The sequence below is a fragment of the Micromonospora haikouensis genome (genome assembly GCF_000876225.1).
Taxonomy (GTDB): domain Bacteria; phylum Actinomycetota; class Actinomycetes; order Mycobacteriales; family Micromonosporaceae; genus Micromonospora; species Micromonospora haikouensis.
Map to the genome: position 1 here is coordinate 2,513,000 of NZ_JXSX01000001.1, position 16,479 is coordinate 2,529,478.

General features: G+C 74.1%; 11 protein-coding genes. 8 read left to right on the forward strand and 3 right to left on the reverse strand.

The annotated features are described in order from the left end of the window. Positions 1–4: 4 nt before the first annotated feature. From TK50_RS11045 to katG, 8 genes are all read left to right on the forward strand, one after another. Positions 5–1,225: a hypothetical protein gene (locus tag TK50_RS11045; RefSeq protein WP_043964285.1), complete on the forward strand. Its 1,221-nt coding sequence runs from the start codon at positions 5–7 to the stop codon at positions 1,223–1,225. Continuing rightward, positions 1,222–3,666, forward strand: coding sequence for a GTPase-associated protein 1-related protein (locus tag TK50_RS32115; protein ID WP_052503686.1), 2,445 nt, complete (start codon positions 1,222–1,224; stop codon positions 3,664–3,666). Before TK50_RS11045 ends, TK50_RS32115 begins: the two co-directional genes overlap by 4 nt. A 3-nt stretch (positions 3,667–3,669) precedes the next feature. Further along, a complete protein-coding gene (locus TK50_RS11055; protein ID WP_043962654.1) occupies positions 3,670–5,289 on the forward strand; it encodes a TRAFAC clade GTPase domain-containing protein in 1,620 nt (539 codons plus the stop codon). A gap of 66 nt (positions 5,290–5,355) precedes the next feature. Beyond that, on the forward strand, positions 5,356–5,508 hold the full coding sequence (locus TK50_RS34125) for a hypothetical protein (protein WP_158499163.1): 153 nt from the start codon (positions 5,356–5,358) through the stop codon (positions 5,506–5,508). After that, a complete protein-coding gene (locus tag TK50_RS35405) occupies positions 5,505–8,912 on the forward strand; it encodes a CHAT domain-containing protein (RefSeq protein WP_052503687.1) in 3,408 nt (1,135 codons plus the stop codon). The genes TK50_RS34125 and TK50_RS35405 overlap by 4 nt, the downstream gene beginning before the upstream one ends. 182 nt (positions 8,913–9,094) lie before the next feature. Further along, positions 9,095–9,382: a YkvA family protein gene (locus tag TK50_RS11065; RefSeq protein WP_144082590.1), complete on the forward strand. Its 288-nt coding sequence runs from the start codon at positions 9,095–9,097 to the stop codon at positions 9,380–9,382. 163 nt (positions 9,383–9,545) lie between these two features. Then, on the forward strand, positions 9,546–9,995 hold the full coding sequence (locus TK50_RS11070; RefSeq protein WP_043962656.1) for a Fur family transcriptional regulator: 450 nt from the start codon (positions 9,546–9,548) through the stop codon (positions 9,993–9,995). Between the two features lie 23 nt (positions 9,996–10,018). Then, a complete protein-coding gene (gene katG, locus TK50_RS11075; RefSeq protein ID WP_043962657.1) occupies positions 10,019–12,295 on the forward strand; it encodes a catalase/peroxidase HPI in 2,277 nt (758 codons plus the stop codon). Positions 12,296–12,368: 73 nt separating this feature from the next. On the opposite strand, the gene TK50_RS11080 is transcribed toward katG, so the two are convergent. The 3 genes from TK50_RS11080 to TK50_RS11090 all read right to left on the reverse strand — a co-directional run bounded on the left by TK50_RS11080 (position 12,369) and on the right by TK50_RS11090 (position 16,478). After that, on the reverse strand, positions 12,369–13,919 hold the full coding sequence (locus TK50_RS11080) for a TROVE domain-containing protein (RefSeq protein WP_043962658.1): 1,551 nt from the start codon (positions 13,917–13,919) through the stop codon (positions 12,369–12,371). 391 nt (positions 13,920–14,310) lie between these two features. Then, the gene (locus TK50_RS11085; RefSeq protein WP_043962659.1) at positions 14,311–15,276 is read right to left on the reverse strand and encodes a class I mannose-6-phosphate isomerase; all 966 of its coding nucleotides are present in this window, start codon (positions 15,274–15,276) and stop codon (positions 14,311–14,313) included. Beyond that, entirely contained in the window at positions 15,273–16,478 is a 1,206-nt protein-coding gene (locus TK50_RS11090) for an ADP-dependent glucokinase/phosphofructokinase (protein ID WP_043962660.1), read from the reverse strand. Before TK50_RS11090 ends, TK50_RS11085 begins: the two co-directional genes overlap by 4 nt. Position 16,479 lies beyond the last annotated feature (1 nt).

A 16,479-nucleotide genomic window follows, 5' to 3' on the forward strand; every position in this document is an offset into this window, starting at 1 on the left:
CGTGATGCGCCGGAAGACCTCCTGCCCCTACTGCTACCACCGGATCCCCGCCAAACGACTCTGGTACCAGTGCAACGGCCGTGGCTCGGTGAACCGCCCCGGCTGCCCGGCCACCCGGGACGAGGCGCGGGAGACCGGGACCGGGTTCAAGGGCATCGTCCGCCCCTCCTTCCGACCCGGCTGGCACCGGGTGCGGCCGGTCTTCCCCCGCCAGGCCAGCTGCCCGGGGTGCGGATCGCTGACCGGCATCCGGGTCTGCCCCCGCTGCCACACCCCGCTCCCGGTCGGCTTCGACCGGTCCCGTAGCCCGCTGATCGCCATGATCGGGGCGAAGAACACCGGCAAGACGGTGTACCTGACCGTGCTCGCCAACGAGCTACGCACCACGCTGCGCCGCCGTTTCCACGCCGACGTGCGGTTCACCGGTGATGCCCAGGGCGGCGCCGAGTCCCCGCTGCGGTGGCTGGAGAGGAACGTCGACCGGGTCTACCAGCGGGGGCAGTTGTTCGCGCAGACCGCCTCGGCGGGCAGCGCCGGCCGGCAGGAGGCGTTGGTCTTCGAGTGGCGGCAGGCCGGCCGGCGGACCCTGACCGGGCTGCGCTTCCGCACCACCTACCTTTCCTTCTACGACACTGCCGGCGAGGACCTGAGCAGCCAGGGCCGGTCCCGGGACCTGAGGTACCTCGACGCCGCCGACGCGCTGATCGTGCTCCTGGACCCGTTCACCCTGCCGCAGGCGGCAGACCGGATCGTCACGCCCGACGACGACAAGGAAGGGACGCGGGAATCGGCCAAAACCGTGCTCGGTAATGTGACCGACACGCTGCGGGAGAGCCGGAGCATCCCCGGCGACAAGCCGATCCGACTCCCGGTGGCGGTGGCGTTCGCCAAGATCGACGCGTTCTTCGACGCGCTCGGCAGCGACAACCCGCTCTTCGAGGTGCCCGACGAGTCCACCGCCCACTACGACGAGACCGCCGGCCGGGACACCCACGAACAGGTCCGGGCGCTGCTGCACGAGTTCGGCGGGGACGAGATCGACAGCCACCTGAGCACCAACTACACCAACTTCCGCTACTTCGTGGTCTCGGCGCTGGGCGCCCCGCCGGACTACGCCAACCAGAAGGTGGACCCGGGCGGGGTGCGCCCCTTCCGGGTGGCCGAGCCGCTGCTGTGGCTGCTGAGCCGCTTCGGCGTGGTCCGTCGTGAAACGAGGCGTCGATGACCCCCGACCGTCCGCCGCCGGAGAGCGGCTTCGAGGCCCTCGTCTACACCGACTGCCGTCCCGGCCAGGGGTTGCAGGGCACCGCCGGACTCCAGTTCCAGGCCCGCTCCCCCGGGGCCGACCAGCAGGACATGGCCCTGGTCGAGGGGAACCTGCTCTACGAGCCCCCGACGAACTGGATGGGGGAGCGCCGCCCCGCCGACCGGTACCCGCTGTCCCTGTCCCACGTGCACGACGGCCGCCGCTACGCCACGGCGGCCGGGTGCTATCTCGGCCGGGAGGCCAACGGGAACCGGGAGGGTAACCAGCTCACCCACGCCCTGCTCACCACCGACCCGGACGCCTACGGGCCGGTGCGTCCCGCCCAGCTGTTCGGCGCGTCCTGCTGGACCCGGCAGCCGGCCCCCAGCACGAGCTGCCCGCCACCCGGCGACGACTGGGAACCGGGGCCGCTGGACGCCGCCCGGGTCCGGGACCTGGTCCGCGCCACCCCCGGCGGGCGCGACCTGCTCGCCGACCTGGTCACCGTGCTGAGCCGGCTCGACCGACCCGACGCCGCCCGGGTGCTCTTCGTCTGCCCCGACCCGGCGGTGGTGCTGGGCTGGATCACGGCCGCCACCCTGCTGCTGCCGCAGCGGGTGGCGCTGACGATCGGCTTCAAGGTCTTCACCACCCGCCCGATGCACGCCAACCAACCGGTGCTCGCCGTGCATCCGGAGTGGGAGACCCCCCACCCCGCCGTCGACAACGACCAGGGCTTCGTGGTGGTGGACCTGATCCGCGACACCCGTACCCCGGTCGAGGCGACCCCGACGGCCCGCCGCTGGGCCGACCTCTTCCTCACCGCGGACCCGTACGACGTGGTCGACGCCGTCGAGGTCGCCGCCGACTCCGGGCTGCCGTCCGAGCAGGCCGTCGCGCTGGCCGCCGTGGCGGTGCTGGGACAGCCGCCGACCCCGCAGGAGGCCGAAGCGCTGGTCCGCTGGCTGCGCAGCGGCCCGACCCGGCAGGTACGCGACTACGGCGGCCCGGTGCTGGACACCCTCGTCGCCGAGGTGACCCGCTGGCCGGCGGAGGCGCTGGCCCTGCTCGACGAGATCGCCCACACCGGCAACCGGGCCGACCCGGGCAGCCCGTTGTGGGCCGCCGACCGGGTCGCCGCCGTCCGGCAGGCCCTGATCGCCGCCGAGCTGCGCCGGGCCGTCGACACCGGGCAGGTGCCCAGCGCCCAGCTCGACCCGCTGCCGCCGCGGATCTGGACCGGCGCGCACCAGCACACGGCGCAGCGACTGCTGACCGAGGAGCTGGGCCGGGCCGAGCCGGCGGCCTTCGAGGCGCTGTTGCGCGCCGCCCGCCGCTGCCGCCTCGCGGTGCCGCTGCCGGCCGTTCGCCCGGCGGCCCACGCCTTCGCCGTCGACTGGGCCGAGCACCCCGAACACGGGTACGACCCGGGCGGCTGGCCGGACGGGGAGGCCCTGGTCGACCTCCGCAACGACGTGTTGCGCGAGCGGGTGCAGCGCGACCCGGACCAGGCCGACGCGATCGCCGACGCCTGGTGGCAGGTGCTGGAGCCCGGGCTGACGGCGATCGACAGCCGACTGGACGAGGCGGTGGTGGCCGCCGCCGTCCGGCACCTGCCGGTGGCGCAGCGGCACGAGCTGGTCGACCACTTCCTCGTCGGCGCGGCGCAGCGGGGGCGGCCGGAGACCGTCGAACGGCTGGCCCGGATCCTGTTCCGACGGGCGACGGCGGACCCGCACGAGCTGGGGCTGCTGGCCCGGAAGGCGCCGCCGGGCACCGTGCTGCCGGCCGAGGCGGTCGCCGGGCTGCGCGAGAGCCTGCTGACCGCCCACCGGCTGCCGACCGAGGATCTGACGCTGGGGCGGCGGCTGCTGCGCCAGCGGCTGTTGCCGCCGGATCCGGAGCTGGCCGGGCTGCTGAAGGCCGACCAGGCCGTCGAGGAACTGGCGGCCGCCCTGACCCGGGCACGGGGAGCCGACGCGCGGTTGCGGTCCCGGCTGACCGCGTTGCCCCGCGCCGTGGTCCGCACCCACGACACCGAGCTGCTCTCCGCGCTGCTGGTGAACCGCCACCCGGCCGGGGTGCTGGAGCACCTGACGGCGCTGCCGGAACTGACGGCGGCCTACGCGCAGCGCCTGCTCGCCCTGGTCCGCCGGCCCGGGGAGCCGTGGCACGTGGCGGTCGCCTTCGCCCTGGCTGCCGACCCCGGCGCGCCGCCGGAGCTGGAGCCCGACCTCCGGCGTCAGCTGGCCCAGGGCGTCCGGCGCTGGCTGGGCAGGGCGGAGGAGCGACCGGTGGCCGCCGCCGAGGAACTCGTGACGGGGCTGCGCCGCCAACGGCTGACCGCCTGGTGGCAGCAGCTGGTCGCCGACGCCCGCAAACCGGGCCTGCTGTCCCGACTCTGGCATCGGAAAGGGTGACCGATGGGCTACTACTACGACCCCTTCTACCGCCGCCCGCTTCTCGACGGGGAGACCGTCAAGTGGCTGCTGGTCCTCGCGGCGGTCGGCGTCTACCTGTTCTTCTGCCTCCCGTTGCTCTTCCTCGCGCTGTTCCAGTTCACCGCCGTGGCCGTGCCCGTGCTGATGGCCGGCGGGGCCGGCTGGGCGATCATCCGCACGATCATGTTGCTCGCGGGACGACGCCCGGTGCCGCTGTTCACCCCGGACCGGGAGGCGGCCCGCTCCGCCCGGCGTCGGCAGCGCAGGCCGTACCTCACCGTCGACCCGGCCTGGCCCAGCTACTGGGTCGGCCAGGTGTTCATCGACCAGTGGGAGGCGGTCCGCTGGGTCGTGCGGGACCTGCTGCCGCTGATGCGCTTCACCGGGCGACGCCTCGACGTCAGCAACCGCAAGAAGCTGTTGATGCTCTGGCCCCTCTTCGCGATCTTCGGCGCGATCGGGATCGGGGTCGGCATGACGCTCGGGGTCGTGCTGGCCGTGGCGGCCAACCTCCTCGCCACCATGGTGATGCTGCTGCTCGGCGTGGTGACCGCCGGGCTGCTGCGGCTCTACGAGCGGCTCCGGCAGCTTCGGCTGCGCGCCGCCGCCAGTTGCCCGGCCTGCTACCACGTCTCCCGGCTGCCGGCCTACCGCTGCCCCGGCACGCACCCGCAGGGCGGCAACCTGCACCGGGCGCTGCGACCCGGCCGGCTCGGCCTGCTCCGGCGCACCTGCGCCTGCGGCACCGCGCTGCCGGTCACCCGGGGACGGGCCAGCCAGCAGCTGACGGCCCTGTGCCAGCTCTGCGGCCATCCGCTGCACCGGGGGGCGGCGGCGATCACCGACGTCCGGATCCCGGTCTTCGGCGCGACCTCCTCGGGCAAGACCCAACTGTTGACGAGCGCCCTGGTCGGGCTCACCGCGCTCTCCGGCACCCGGGACACCGTGGTCGAACTGGCCGACCGCGACAGCGAGCGGACCTACCGGCAGAGCGTCCAGATCGTCGACGGGACCGCCGCAGTGCACAAGACCAGCACCGACTGGGTGCCCTTCGCCACCACCCTGCTCCTGCGGCACCGGGGACGGGACGCGCTGCTGCACCTCTTCGACGCGGCGGGCGAGAACCTGACCGACCCGAATCGCAACGCCGGGTACGGATACCTGGACTTCGCCCGCACGCTGGTCTTCGTCCTCGACCCGTTCGCCATCCCGGAGGTCGGCGAGCAGCTGTCCTCGTTCCCGGAGATCGAGCGGCAGGCCAACGCGTCCCAGCATGATGCCGAGGACTCCTACAACGGCACGGTCAACCGGCTGCGTCGTTACGGGGTGGCCACCGAGCGGCAGCGGATCGCGTTCGTGCTCACCAAGGGCGACCTGTTGACCAAGCTGCCGGTCGGCGTCGGCATCGAACCGGGCCACGACGACCCGGCTGCGGTGCGCCGCTGGCTGGTCGACCGGCAGATGGAGAACCTGCTGCTGACCGCCGAACGCGACTTCGCCGAGGTCCGCTACTTCTGCATCAACGCGAAGGACACCGGCCGGCAGGGAGCCCTGGCCCCGATCGGCTGGCTGCTGCGCCGGGAACGGATCGCGCTGACCTGACGGAGACCCTCGCGGGCCGGACCCCCGTCGACCAAGGGCCGGCCCGCACCGACCACAGGAGCTGACATGTCCACCGAACCGATCCCACCCGGCTACCGCGGCGGCCGGGCCGTGCTCATCGTCGTCCAGATCCTCACCCTGCTCGCCTTGGTGGCGCTCACCGTCTGGCTCGCCGTCGAGGTGGTGCAGTCCGCCGACACGTCGGCCGGCACGCCGTGACCGGATGCGACCCCGGCGTCCCGCTCGGCACCACGGGGCCGGGCGCGACCGGCCCGGCCCAGGCCGGGTCTACCCTCCTGGCCGACGTGGTCGAGCTGTTCCACCGCTACGTCGCCCTGGCCGACGACGACGTCCCCGAGGCCGCAGAACTCCGCGCGGAACTGCTCGGGCACCGCAGCGCCTGCGCCGCGCTGCCCGCCGGACCCGAGCGGGACATGGTCGCCCTCCATCTCGGGCTCGTCCTGGCCGACGGTGACCGGCCGGAGGACCTGCGCTCGGCGGTGGAGCTGCTGGCCGGCCCGGTCTGGTCCCTGCCCCCGGAGCCGGTGGTCGCCCTCGGCGCCGCGCGGCTGGCCTGGGCGCTGGTGCTGACCGGCGCTCCGCCGCAGGGCCCCACGCTGGTGGCCGCGGTCGACCGGGCGATGACGCTGATCGAGCCGGCCGAACGGTCGTGGTTCGCCGGGGCGCTGGCCCGGCTCTGCGGCGAGCTGCACAGCAAGACTGGCCGGCCGGAGCTGCGGGAGGCCGGCATCCGGTTGGCCGAGGCCGGGCTGGCCGAGGCCGCCGGGGTCGACCCGCAGGTCGTCCTGGAGCTGCACTTCCGGCGATTGACTCTCATGCTCTCGGGCCCCGACTGGCAGACGGTGGTGGGGTCCCGGCCGGCCGCGGTCACCGAGGCGTACCAGGCGTGGCGGGCGGCCGAGCCGTCCGATCCGCGCGACTGGCTGGCCGCCGTGCTGGCGCTGGCGGCCCTCCCGTTCTGGTTGCAGCGGCGTCCACTGTTCCCGCCGTCGGTGTGGCGGCAGCTCCACGAGCAGGGCCGGCGGGCGAAGGACCTGCCGGCGACCGTCCGGCTCGGCCTGGCGGTGGGGCAGCGGTTGCTCGACGCGTCGGGCGTCGTCCCGGGCGAGCCTGACCCGTACGCCGGCGCGGACGATCTGGACCGGCTGCTGAAGGCGGGCCTCACCGACGAATCCGGCGAACTAGGGCGGAATTTCTCCCGCCTGGCGGGGGAGCTGCTGCCGGTTCTGGTCCTGCTGGACGCCCACCGCTCCGGTGACCTGGCGGCCCAGCACCGGGCCGAGGCGGCGCTGGCCGCCAGCGCCGACCCGTTCGTCGGTCGACTGGCCGCGATGATGACGGACCTGCGCCGGCCCGGCCAGGGCCCCGAACTGGAACGCCGGCTCCTGGACGAAGCCCGGCGGATGGCCGAGCAGGATCCCGGCGACGAGCAGAGCCGGCTGCTGGTCGACATGATGGAGTCGTTTCTCGGGGTCCGGGGCGCGCCGGCCCGCCCCGCTCCGGGACCGGGCGGGCCGGCGGCCCATCGCGGCGCGACCCGGCCGGCCGGACCTGCGGCGGCCACCGGCCCGGGCCCGACGCTCGACGTGCCGGCTCTCGGCCAGATGATGGTCCTGTCATCGGTGACCGGCCGCTGGAGGGCCAACCGGGGCGATCCCGCCGTGTTGCGGCAGGCGGCCGTCGAGGTGGAGCGGCTGCTCGGCGATCCCGCTGCCGGCACCCTGGTGATCGAACCGGCCGTGGAGCTGCTCGCCGAGATACGGCTGGACCTCGCCCGGCTCACCCGACGTCGCGCCGACGCCGCCGAAGCGGTGCGCCAGGGCGAGCGGGCGCTCGGCGTCATCGGCGGGCCCTACGCCGCCCGATGGCCCGGTGCCGTCCGGCGGCTGGCCGAGGCGCTCCGCCTGCGTTCCGGGGGTTTCGGCGCGGACCACCGTCGGGCCCGGGAACTGGGACTGGCCGTGCTGCGCGGGTACGCCTGGCAGACCCTGTTGCAGTCGCGTACCGAGCACGCCGTCACCGCCGCGGCGCGGGCCGCCGCGGAGGCGGTGTACACGGCGGCGCAGTGCGTCCACGACGGCGCCCTCGACGAAGCGGTCCGGGCCCTGGACGCCGGGCGGGGTCTGGTGCTCTACGCCAGCACCGCCGCGCGGTCGGTGCCGGCGATGCTGCGGGCGGCCGGCCGGAGCGACCTGGCCCGGCGATGGGGCGAGGCGGACCGGGCGGCCGAGGCGGCAGCCGCTGTCGTGGGTGCGGGCGCGCTGGACGCGGGGATCGTTCCGGACGACCTGCGGCACCAGGTGCTACGGGTGTTGACCGGGATCGAGCCGGGTCGGCAGCCGGTGGGGAGCGAGGCTGTGGCCAGGTCCCGCCGGTCGGGCCTCCCGACCGGCGCCGCCGTGGCCCTGCTCGACCCGCCGTCCCTGACGGAGATCCGCGCCGCCCTGCGCGCGCAGCGGCTCGACCTGTTGGCCTATCTCGTCCCCGGCCCGGGCCGGCAGGACGGGCTGCTGGTGCTGGTGCCGGCGGACGGTGCGGTCACGGTGCTGCGCAGCGCGGAACTGGGCAGCGCGGAACTGCGCAGCGGGGCCGGGGAACTGCGGGACTATCTGCGGGCGCTGCGCGAACGCCAGAACGCGCCGGAGGAGCGAAGCGCCGAGGCGGCCGTCCGTTGGCGGGACCACCTGGAGTCGCTCTGCGACTGGGGGTGGCGGGCCGCCATGGACCCACTGATGCGACACCTGCGCCGGCAGCGAGGGGGACCGGTGCCCCGGATCGGTCTGGTGCCGATGGGCCCGCTCGGGGTGGTGCCCTGGCACGCCGCCCGCCGCTTCGAACGGGGCGTGCCCCACTACGCGGTGCAGGATCTGGAGATCTCCTACGTCCCGTCGGCCCGCCTGCTGTGCCAGGGCGCGGAGACGGTCGCCGGTGGTCGCCAACGTCGGGTCACCGATGCCCTGATGATCGGCGATCCGGGCGGAGATCAGGGCGTCGGCGGGGAGGCAAGGGCGGTCCGGAACGCCTTCTACCCGGGTCTGCCGCTGCACGTGGGGCCGGACGCCTCCGTCGCCCGCCTGCGGGACTGGCTGGTCCGACCGGCGGGCGGTCAGCGCCGTCTGCTGCACCTGGGCTGTCACGGCACGGTCGAGGTGGAACGGCCGTGGGAGTCGCGGCTTGAGCTGGCCGGCGGTGAGCACCTCACCGCGGGGCAACTGCTCGACCTGGGCCGGGAGCGGGCGGCTCTGGTCGACCTGGTGCTGCTCGCCGCCTGCGAGACCGGCCTCACCGGCGCCGACTACGACGAGGTGTTCAGCCTGGCCACCGCCTTCCTGGTGGCCGGCGCACGGTCGGTGGTCGGCAGCCTTTGGGCCGTCTACGACGACGCCACCTCGCTCGCCATGTTCATGATCCATCACTTCCTCCGCGACCGGGGACTGCCCCCGGCCGCCGCGCTGCGGGCCACCCAGCTGTGGATGCTGGACCCTGACCGTCTCGCCCCCAGCACCATGCCTCCGAAGCTGCGCGAGCTGAGCATGCGACCGCGCTGGGCCAAGCCGTTCGCCTGGTCGGGCTTCATCCACCTGGGCGCGACGTCGGGCTGAGCCCGGCGGCACCGGGCCGGTCGGCGCAGGACCGCGTGGCGGCCGGGGGCGGTGGCTCCCGGGTGCCCGACACGCCGGCCACCGGAAGCGGCCCGGAAGCGGAATCGCAGCATGGCGCGCCTTTCGCGGGAAGCCGGGCGTCGGATCGGATGGCCGTAGGAGCCCACGGAGGGAGAGGGACTGTGCGGACGTCGATGGTGCTGCTGCTGGTCGCGCTGGCGATCACGTTGATCACCTTGCTGGTCGTGTCGATAGTGCTGTTCGTGAAGCTGGTCCGGGTCGGATCGCTGATCCGGAGCGACCTGATGCCGGTCAAGGGAAAGATCGCCTTCTGGACCGGCGTGGTCTATGCCCTCAGCCCGCTGGACCTGCTGCCGGATCCGATCTACCTGGACGACATCGGGCTCCTGGTCGGGGTGCTCGTCTACGTCCGGCACCTGGCCAACCAGTACGGCATCGCCGATCGGTGAGCCGGGGCCCCGGCAGCCACGACGGTGGCCCCCGCAGCGGCGCCGCTGCGGGGGCCACCGTCGTGGCGGGGCGGGTGGCCGGCGGATGGATCTGCGGCGAAATATGCGGGTTGAGTCGACGGAAAACTTGATTGATTCCAGAAGAGTGGGCTAGGTTCGGGGGGTGACGCCCGACTTCGAGACCCAGCTCCGGGCGGTCTCGTTGCGCGTGACCCGGCCCCGGTTGGCGGTGCTCGCCGCGCTGCGCGACCACCCGCACGTCGACACCGACACGGTGATCGCCCTGGTCCGGGCGGACCAGCCCACGGTCTCCCACCAGGCGGTCTACGACGTGCTCCGGGCGCTCACCGACGCCGGTCTGGTGCGGCGCATCCAGCCCGCCGGCGCGACCGCCCGGTACGAGTGCCGGGTGGGGGACAACCACCACCACGTCGTGTGCCGCTCCTGCGGCGCGATCGCCGACGTCGACTGCGCCGTCGGCCATGCACCCTGCCTCACCGCCTCCGACGATCACGGTTTCGACGTCGACGAGGCAGAGGTCGTCTACTGGGGCACCTGCCCCGGCTGCGCGACCGCACGCACCGCCCAGCCAACCCAACGCACCGCCCAGTGACCAGCCAGTCCGGAAGGAAACCGATGAGCGACACCCAGGACAACGCGCCCGTCAGCGCCCAGGGCGTGGACAAGAAGGAGGCGGCCGGCTGCCCGGTCGCGCACGACTCCGTGACCGCGCAGGGCAGCGAGAGCGAGAACCCGGCGATCGACTCGCCGAAGCCGAAGACGGGCGGTCGTCCCCGCACCAACCGCGACTGGTGGCCCAACCAGCTCGACCTGTCGGTCCTGCACGCCCAGTCGCCCAAGGGCAACCCGCTGGGGGCCGACTTCAGCTACGCCAGGGAGTTCGCCAAGCTCGACGTCGAGGCCCTCAAGCGGGACATCGTCGAGACCCTCACCACCTCGCAGGACTGGTGGCCGGCCGACTTCGGCCACTACGGCGGCCTGATGATCCGGATGAGCTGGCACGCGGCGGGCACCTACCGCATCGAGGACGGCCGTGGCGGCGCCGGCGACGGGGGCCAGCGGTTCGCCCCGCTCAACAGCTGGCCGGACAACGCCAACCTCGACAAGGCCCGCCGGCTGCTCTGGCCGGTCAAGCAGAAGTACGGCCAGAAGATCTCGTGGGCCGACCTGCTCGTGCTCGCCGGCAACGTGGCCCTGGAGTCGATGGGCTTCAAGACCTTCGGCTTCGGCTTCGGCCGCGAGGACGTGTGGGAGCCCGAGGAGATCTTCTGGGGCCCGGAGGACACCTGGCTCGGTGACGAGCGCTACGCCTCCGAGAAGGACATGACGCCCGGCGTCGGCGCGACCGAGATGGGCCTCATCTACGTCAACCCGGAGGGCCCCCGCGGCAACGCGGACCCGGCCGCTGCGGCGCACTTCATCCGCGAGACCTTCCGCCGGATGGCGATGGACGACGAGGAGACCGTCGCCCTCATCGCCGGCGGCCACACCTTCGGCAAGACGCACGGCGCGGGCGTCGCCGACGACCACGTGGGCCCCGAGCCCGAGGGCGCCCCGCTGGAGGCGCAGGGCCTGGGCTGGCTGAGCACCCACGGCAGCGGCAAGGGCGGCGACACGATCACCAGCGGCCTCGAGGTGACGTGGACCGACCGGCCGACGGAGTGGAGCAACCGCTTCTTCGAGATCCTCTTCGGCTACGAGTGGGAGCTGACCACCAGCCCCGGCGGGGCGAAGCAGTGGGTCGCGAAGGACGCCGAGGCGATCATCCCGGACGCCCACGACCCGGCGAAGAAGCACAAGCCGACGATGCTGACGACCGACCTGTCGCTGCGCGTCGACCCTGCGTACGAGAAGATCTCGCGCCGCTTCCTGGAGCACCCCGACGAGTTCGCGCTGGCCTTCGCCAAGGCGTGGTACAAGCTGCTCCACCGCGACATGGGCCCGGTCAGCCGCTTCCTCGGGCCGTGGGTGCCGGAGGCCCAGCTCTGGCAGGACCCGGTGCCGGCCGTCGACCACGACCTCGTGGGCGACGCCGACGTGGCCGCCCTCAAGGCGAAGGTCCTGGCCTCCGGCCTCACCACCGCCCAGCTCGTCTCCACCGCCTGGGCGTCGGCCGCGAGCTTCCGCTCCACCGACAAGCGCGGCGGCGCGAACGGCGCGCGGATCCGCCTCGAACCGCAGCGCAGCTGGGAGGTCAACCAGCCCGAGCAGCTCGCGACGGTCCTGGCGACCCTGGAGGGCATCCAGCAGGAGTTCAACGCCGCCGGTGGCGCGAAGATCTCGCTGGCCGACCTGATCGTGCTGGCCGGCTCGGCCGCCGTCGAGAAGGCGGCGCGCGACGCCGGCGTCGAGGTGACCGTGCCGTTCCGGCCGGGCCGCACCGACGCCTCGCAGGAGCAGACCGACGTCGAGTCGTTCCGGGTCATGGAGCCGCGCGCCGACGGGTTCCGCAACTACCTGCGCCCGGGCGAGAAGACCCAGCCGGAGGTGCTGCTCGTCGACCGCGCCTACATGCTCGACCTGACCGCGCCGGAGATGACCGTCCTCGTCGGCGGCCTGCGCGCCCTCGGCAACAACGTCGGCGGCACCGCGCACGGCGTGCTCACCGACCGGCCGGGCGTGCTCACCAACGACTTCTTCACCAACCTGCTCTCCCCGGGCACCCGGTGGAAGGCGTCGGAGTCCGAGGAGCACGTCTACGAGATCCGGGACCTGGCCACCGACCAGGTGAAGTGGACCGCGACGGCGGTCGACCTCATCTTCGGCTCCAACTCCCAGCTGCGGGCCCTCGCGGAGGTCTACGCCAGCGAGGACGCGCGCGAGAAGTTCGTCGCCGACTTCGTCGCGGCCTGGACCAAGGTCATGGAGCTCGACCGGTTCGACCTGGCCTGATCCGCCGCTCCAACCGACGGGCCCCGGTCGATCGCTGACGATCGACCGGGGCCCGCCCCTCGTTTCGCGCCGCTCAGAACGGCCACCGGTCGCGGGACCCGGCCTCGACGAGGGGGATCATCGCGAACGCGGCGTCGGACAGGCCGCCGAACGTGTGCCGGTTGCCGACCGTCGGCGCGTGCCCGACCCGGTAGCCGACCAGGTTCCAGGTGTACGTCGGCACGTGGGCCGGCACCGCGTGCGCGACGTCGGGGGCGGCGTGCCAGTGCGCCTGCTCGTCGGTGAGGACGACCACCCGGTCGTGCCCGGCGTAGTGCCGCCGGATGGCCTGCTCGGTCTGGGTGCCGCCGCCGTAGAAGTAGCCGCCCTCGCGGAACCGGCGCACCGCCGCCAGCACCGACTCGCCCGCCACGGCCGGGAACACCCGGCTGGCGTGGGAGAACGACACCACCGTCGCGTCCCGGGCGCGCGCGGCCAGCGCGAGACCGAACACGGTGGCCGCGTCCCAGCAGCGCAGCGTGCCGTCCCGGCTGAACGTGCTGTTCATCGACCCCGACGTGTCGATCAGGATCAGGGTGCGGCCGTCCAGGGCGGGCACGTTCGCCAACGCCTGCTGCAACGCCCGCTCCAGCGGGTACGCCCACCGCAGGCTCGGCGCGGCGTTGTAGGCCGACAGGAAGCGCATCGGCAGCACGCGCGAGCGCGCGACCTCGCCCGGGTCGGTCAGCTTCGCCGCCACCGCCTCGGCGACGGCGTCGCCGACGCCGGCCTGGTCGAAGTTGCGCAGGTTGCGCAGCAGCGCCAGGTAGCCCATGGTCGGGATGATCGACTCCCAGGCGGCGGCGTCCATGGGGGCCTGCCGCCAGCCGGCGAGCGCCTCCCAGCTCATGCCGGCCGCGCCGAGCACCGCCGGGTCGGTGACCTCCCGCCGCCGCTGCACGGGCAGGGCCATCAGCTCGGCCCGGGCCGCCAGCACGGTCAGCGACTCCGGCAGCGGGTTGTCGCGCTTGTGCCGCCGGTCGAGGGCGTGCCGGAACAGGTCGCCCTGCCGCGCGTCCCGGGCGACCGGGTGGGTCAGCTCGATGACGTCGCCGAACCGCACGGCGTCGCCGTCGGAGTCGTACTTGAGCAGGCTGCGCTCGTGGTAGAGCCGCACGACGGCGTCGGCGACGCCCCGCTTGACCGGCTTCGGCAGGGCCCGGCCGTGCCGGCCCAGCCAGTACGCCAGCGCCTCGCCCGGCTCGTCGGCGCGCTGCAACGCCGCCCCCACGACCGCCCGGGAGCCGGGCACCCCGGCCGCGACCTGCGCCCGGGAGCCCTCCAGCGCGGCCACCACGGACGCCGAGCGCAGCAGCGCGCCGGTGCGCAGCCACGGCACGAACCGCGCGAACCAGTCGGGGTCGGCGACCGCGACGGCGGCGACCAGCTCACGGAACCGGGCGTCCCGGTCGGCGGCGGCCTCGTAGAAGGTGTCGGCACCGACCATGTTGGACACCGCGAGCAGGAACAGCTCGGCCCGCTGCCCGCGAAGGAACCCCGGGCCGCCCTCGGCGGTCATGGCCTCGGCGGCCGGGCGATCGGCCCCGTGCCGGCGCCGGCGCAGCTTGAGGTTGAACCTGGCCATCACGTCCCCCGTGTCGGTCGAAGGTGGGGAGACGCCGGCACACCGCACACCCGAGGTCGAAGTCGGCGACGGACTTGTGTCCGCTGCTCTGTCCGGTTGAGCTAGCACGCCGGGGCGTGCGGGGGACTCGAACCCCCAACCCGCGGATCCGAGAAGTAACCGTTGCCTGCGCACCGGGTGTGCGGCGTGACGACGCCTCCCGAGATCAGAGCGGCGACGGCGACCGGCCCTCGCGGGCCAAGGTGACCTGGGCCGCTGGTCGACACCGCCGAGAGGCGGTGGCGGGATTCGAACCCGCGTCTCCCCGTTGGAAGCGGAAGTAGCCGTTGCCTGCGCACCGGGAGGTGCCGAAGGGAAGAGTAGGGGAGCCCGGTGGGGCCGGCAAGCGGGTTCAGGGGCCGCCGTGGCCGGCGGGTGCCGCCAGGCGGATCGCCTCGACCGCGCCGTCGAGGCGCAGCGGGCCGGCGGCGTACGGGACCAGCAGCGTGTCCCCCCGGCGCACCGGCACATCGTCGCGTTCGCCGGTGAGCCGCCCCGCGCCGGCCACCACGACCAGGACGGCGAAGCCCTGCGCCAGGCGGTCGCCGCCGCGCACCCGGTGGGCGGCGAAGAACTCGTCGGCGGCCTCGGGCAGCAGCCGCGCCCCGTCGCCCCGCAGCCCGGCGAGGCGCTCCGGCGTCCACGCGCCCCGGTCGACGCAGTCCAGGGCCAGGTCGTAGCCGAGGCCGAGGTGCCCCTCGGTCAGGCCGAAGCCCTCGTATTCCAGCAGCACCGAGTAGTCGGTCGGCTCCTGGACCTCGACCAGCAGGATGCCGTCGCCGATCGCGTGCGGCAGCCCGGCCGGGCAGAGGATCGCGTCGCCGGCCGCGACCGGGATCCGGTTGGTGGCGGCGAGCATCCGGTCGACCCGCTGGCCGGCGACCCAGCCGGCCAGCTCGTCGGCGGCGACGTCGCGGGCGAAACCCAGGTGGACGTACGCGTCGGGGCGCGCGGAGACGATCACCCAGGCCTCGGTCTTCCCGTACGGGGAGGCGAGGTGCGCGGTGGCGAACCGGCGGTCGGGGTGCACGTGCAGCGGCAGCCGCTGGCCGGCGTCGAGCAGCTTCACCAGCACGCCGGTGTCGGTGCGCTGCGGGCCGAGCCACCAGCGCGGGTCGGCGGCGACGGCGTCGGCGAGCACCCGCCCGTCGGGCAGGGTGGACAGCCCGGCCGGGGCGAGCCCGAACCGGCTGGTCACCGAGCCCACCCAGTCCTCGGGGCGGTCGGGCAGCGCGGGCGCGTCGCGGAACCGCGCGATCCGGCCGGCGCCCCGGTAGAACGCCTCGGGCTGGTTGGCGGGCAGCGCCTCGATGGTCATCGTTCCTCCTGGCGGACGAGCGCGGCGAGGAAGCCGCCGACGAAGGTGTCGCCCAGGCCGATGGTGGTGGGGCTGGCGACGTCGAGGGCGAACCCGGGGACGCAGTGGACCCGGTCGCCGAGCCGCTCGTGCAGCGCGGCGGCGAAGGCGACGGACTCGGGCCGGCGGGGCTGGCGGCGCAGCCGGTCGACGTCGGCGTCGGTGAAGTCGTCGCCGTGGGCGTAGCGGGTCGCGGCCAGCAGGGTGCCGGTGTCGAGGGCATCGGCGTAGCGCCGGGCGTTCGTGCCGAAGGCAGCCGCCCAGTACTTCGTGTGCAGCACCAGCGTCGGCGCGGGGATGAGGGCGTGCACGGCGGTGAGCGCGTCGGCGACCTGGTCGGCCGAAAGCAGGTCCACCGACCGCCCGAGGTAGGACTGCAGCTCGTCCTCGTTGAGCCCGTACACGTCGATCGCGTCGAGCAGCGCGTCGCGGACCCGGCGGCTGAAGCCGGGCTCGTGGTAGGCGGCGTCCTCGAAGTAGGTCACCGCCGCAGGCGGCAGCCGCCGCATGTGGGCGCGCAGCTCGGCGAGCCGCCGGTCGAGTTCGGCCGCGTCGCGCATGGCGTTGAAGCCGGAGATCAGGAAGACGTCGGCGTGGCCGAGCCGGTCGCCGAGGTCGCCGGTGAGCAGCAGCGCGCTGTTGGCCGGGTCGTTGACGTAGATCAGCCGGTTGGGGAACGGCGCGGTGACGTCGATGTCGCCGGCCCGGATCCGCAGGCCCTGGTGGTATTGGACGATCAGGTGGGGATGGTAGGTGTCCGCGACGCCGCTGGAGACGTACGCGGTGCCGGCCGGCAGCAGCCGCCGGACGGTGTCGTTGACGCTGACCAGGTGCAGCGTCGACGGCACGCCCAGCCGGCTGAGCAGGATCCCGGCCCGCACGGAGGTGCCGCCCAGGGTCGTGCGGTGCGGGAACCGGCCGGCGAAGGTCTCCAGGGCCGGGGCGGCGGCGACGAAGTGCTCGCCGCCCCGGCCCTGGGCCACGTAGCCGAGGATGGACACCACGAGGTCCCGCTCGCCGTGCACCGCGCTGGGCGGTGCCGCCAGTTCGGCGGCGGCGATGCCGTAGTCGGTGACCAACCGCTCCAGGACGTCGGCGGTGAGCGTCAACTCCTGGTCGACGCAGCCGCCGAGGCCGAGGACCACCCGGGAGGCGTCGGCCATG

What these genes read in the sequence shown, in the direction of transcription:
- TK50_RS11045 (WP_043964285.1), top strand. Translation starts at nt 5, where the DNA reads ATGCGCCGGAAGACCTCCTGCCCCTACTGCTACCACCGGATCCCCGCC.
- TK50_RS11085 (WP_043962659.1), bottom strand. Translation starts at nt 15,276, where the DNA reads ATGACCATCGAGGCGCTGCCCGCCAACCAGCCCGAGGCGTTCTACCGG.
- katG (WP_043962657.1), top strand. Translation starts at nt 10,019, where the DNA reads ATGAGCGACACCCAGGACAACGCGCCCGTCAGCGCCCAGGGCGTGGAC.
- TK50_RS11090 (WP_043962660.1), bottom strand. Translation starts at nt 16,478, where the DNA reads ATGGCCGACGCCTCCCGGGTGGTCCTCGGCCTCGGCGGCTGCGTCGAC.
- TK50_RS32115 (WP_052503686.1), top strand. Translation starts at nt 1,222, where the DNA reads ATGACCCCCGACCGTCCGCCGCCGGAGAGCGGCTTCGAGGCCCTCGTC.
- TK50_RS11080 (WP_043962658.1), bottom strand. Translation starts at nt 13,919, where the DNA reads ATGGCCAGGTTCAACCTCAAGCTGCGCCGGCGCCGGCACGGGGCCGAT.
- TK50_RS34125 (WP_158499163.1), top strand. Translation starts at nt 5,356, where the DNA reads ATGTCCACCGAACCGATCCCACCCGGCTACCGCGGCGGCCGGGCCGTG.
- TK50_RS11055 (WP_043962654.1), top strand. Translation starts at nt 3,670, where the DNA reads ATGGGCTACTACTACGACCCCTTCTACCGCCGCCCGCTTCTCGACGGG.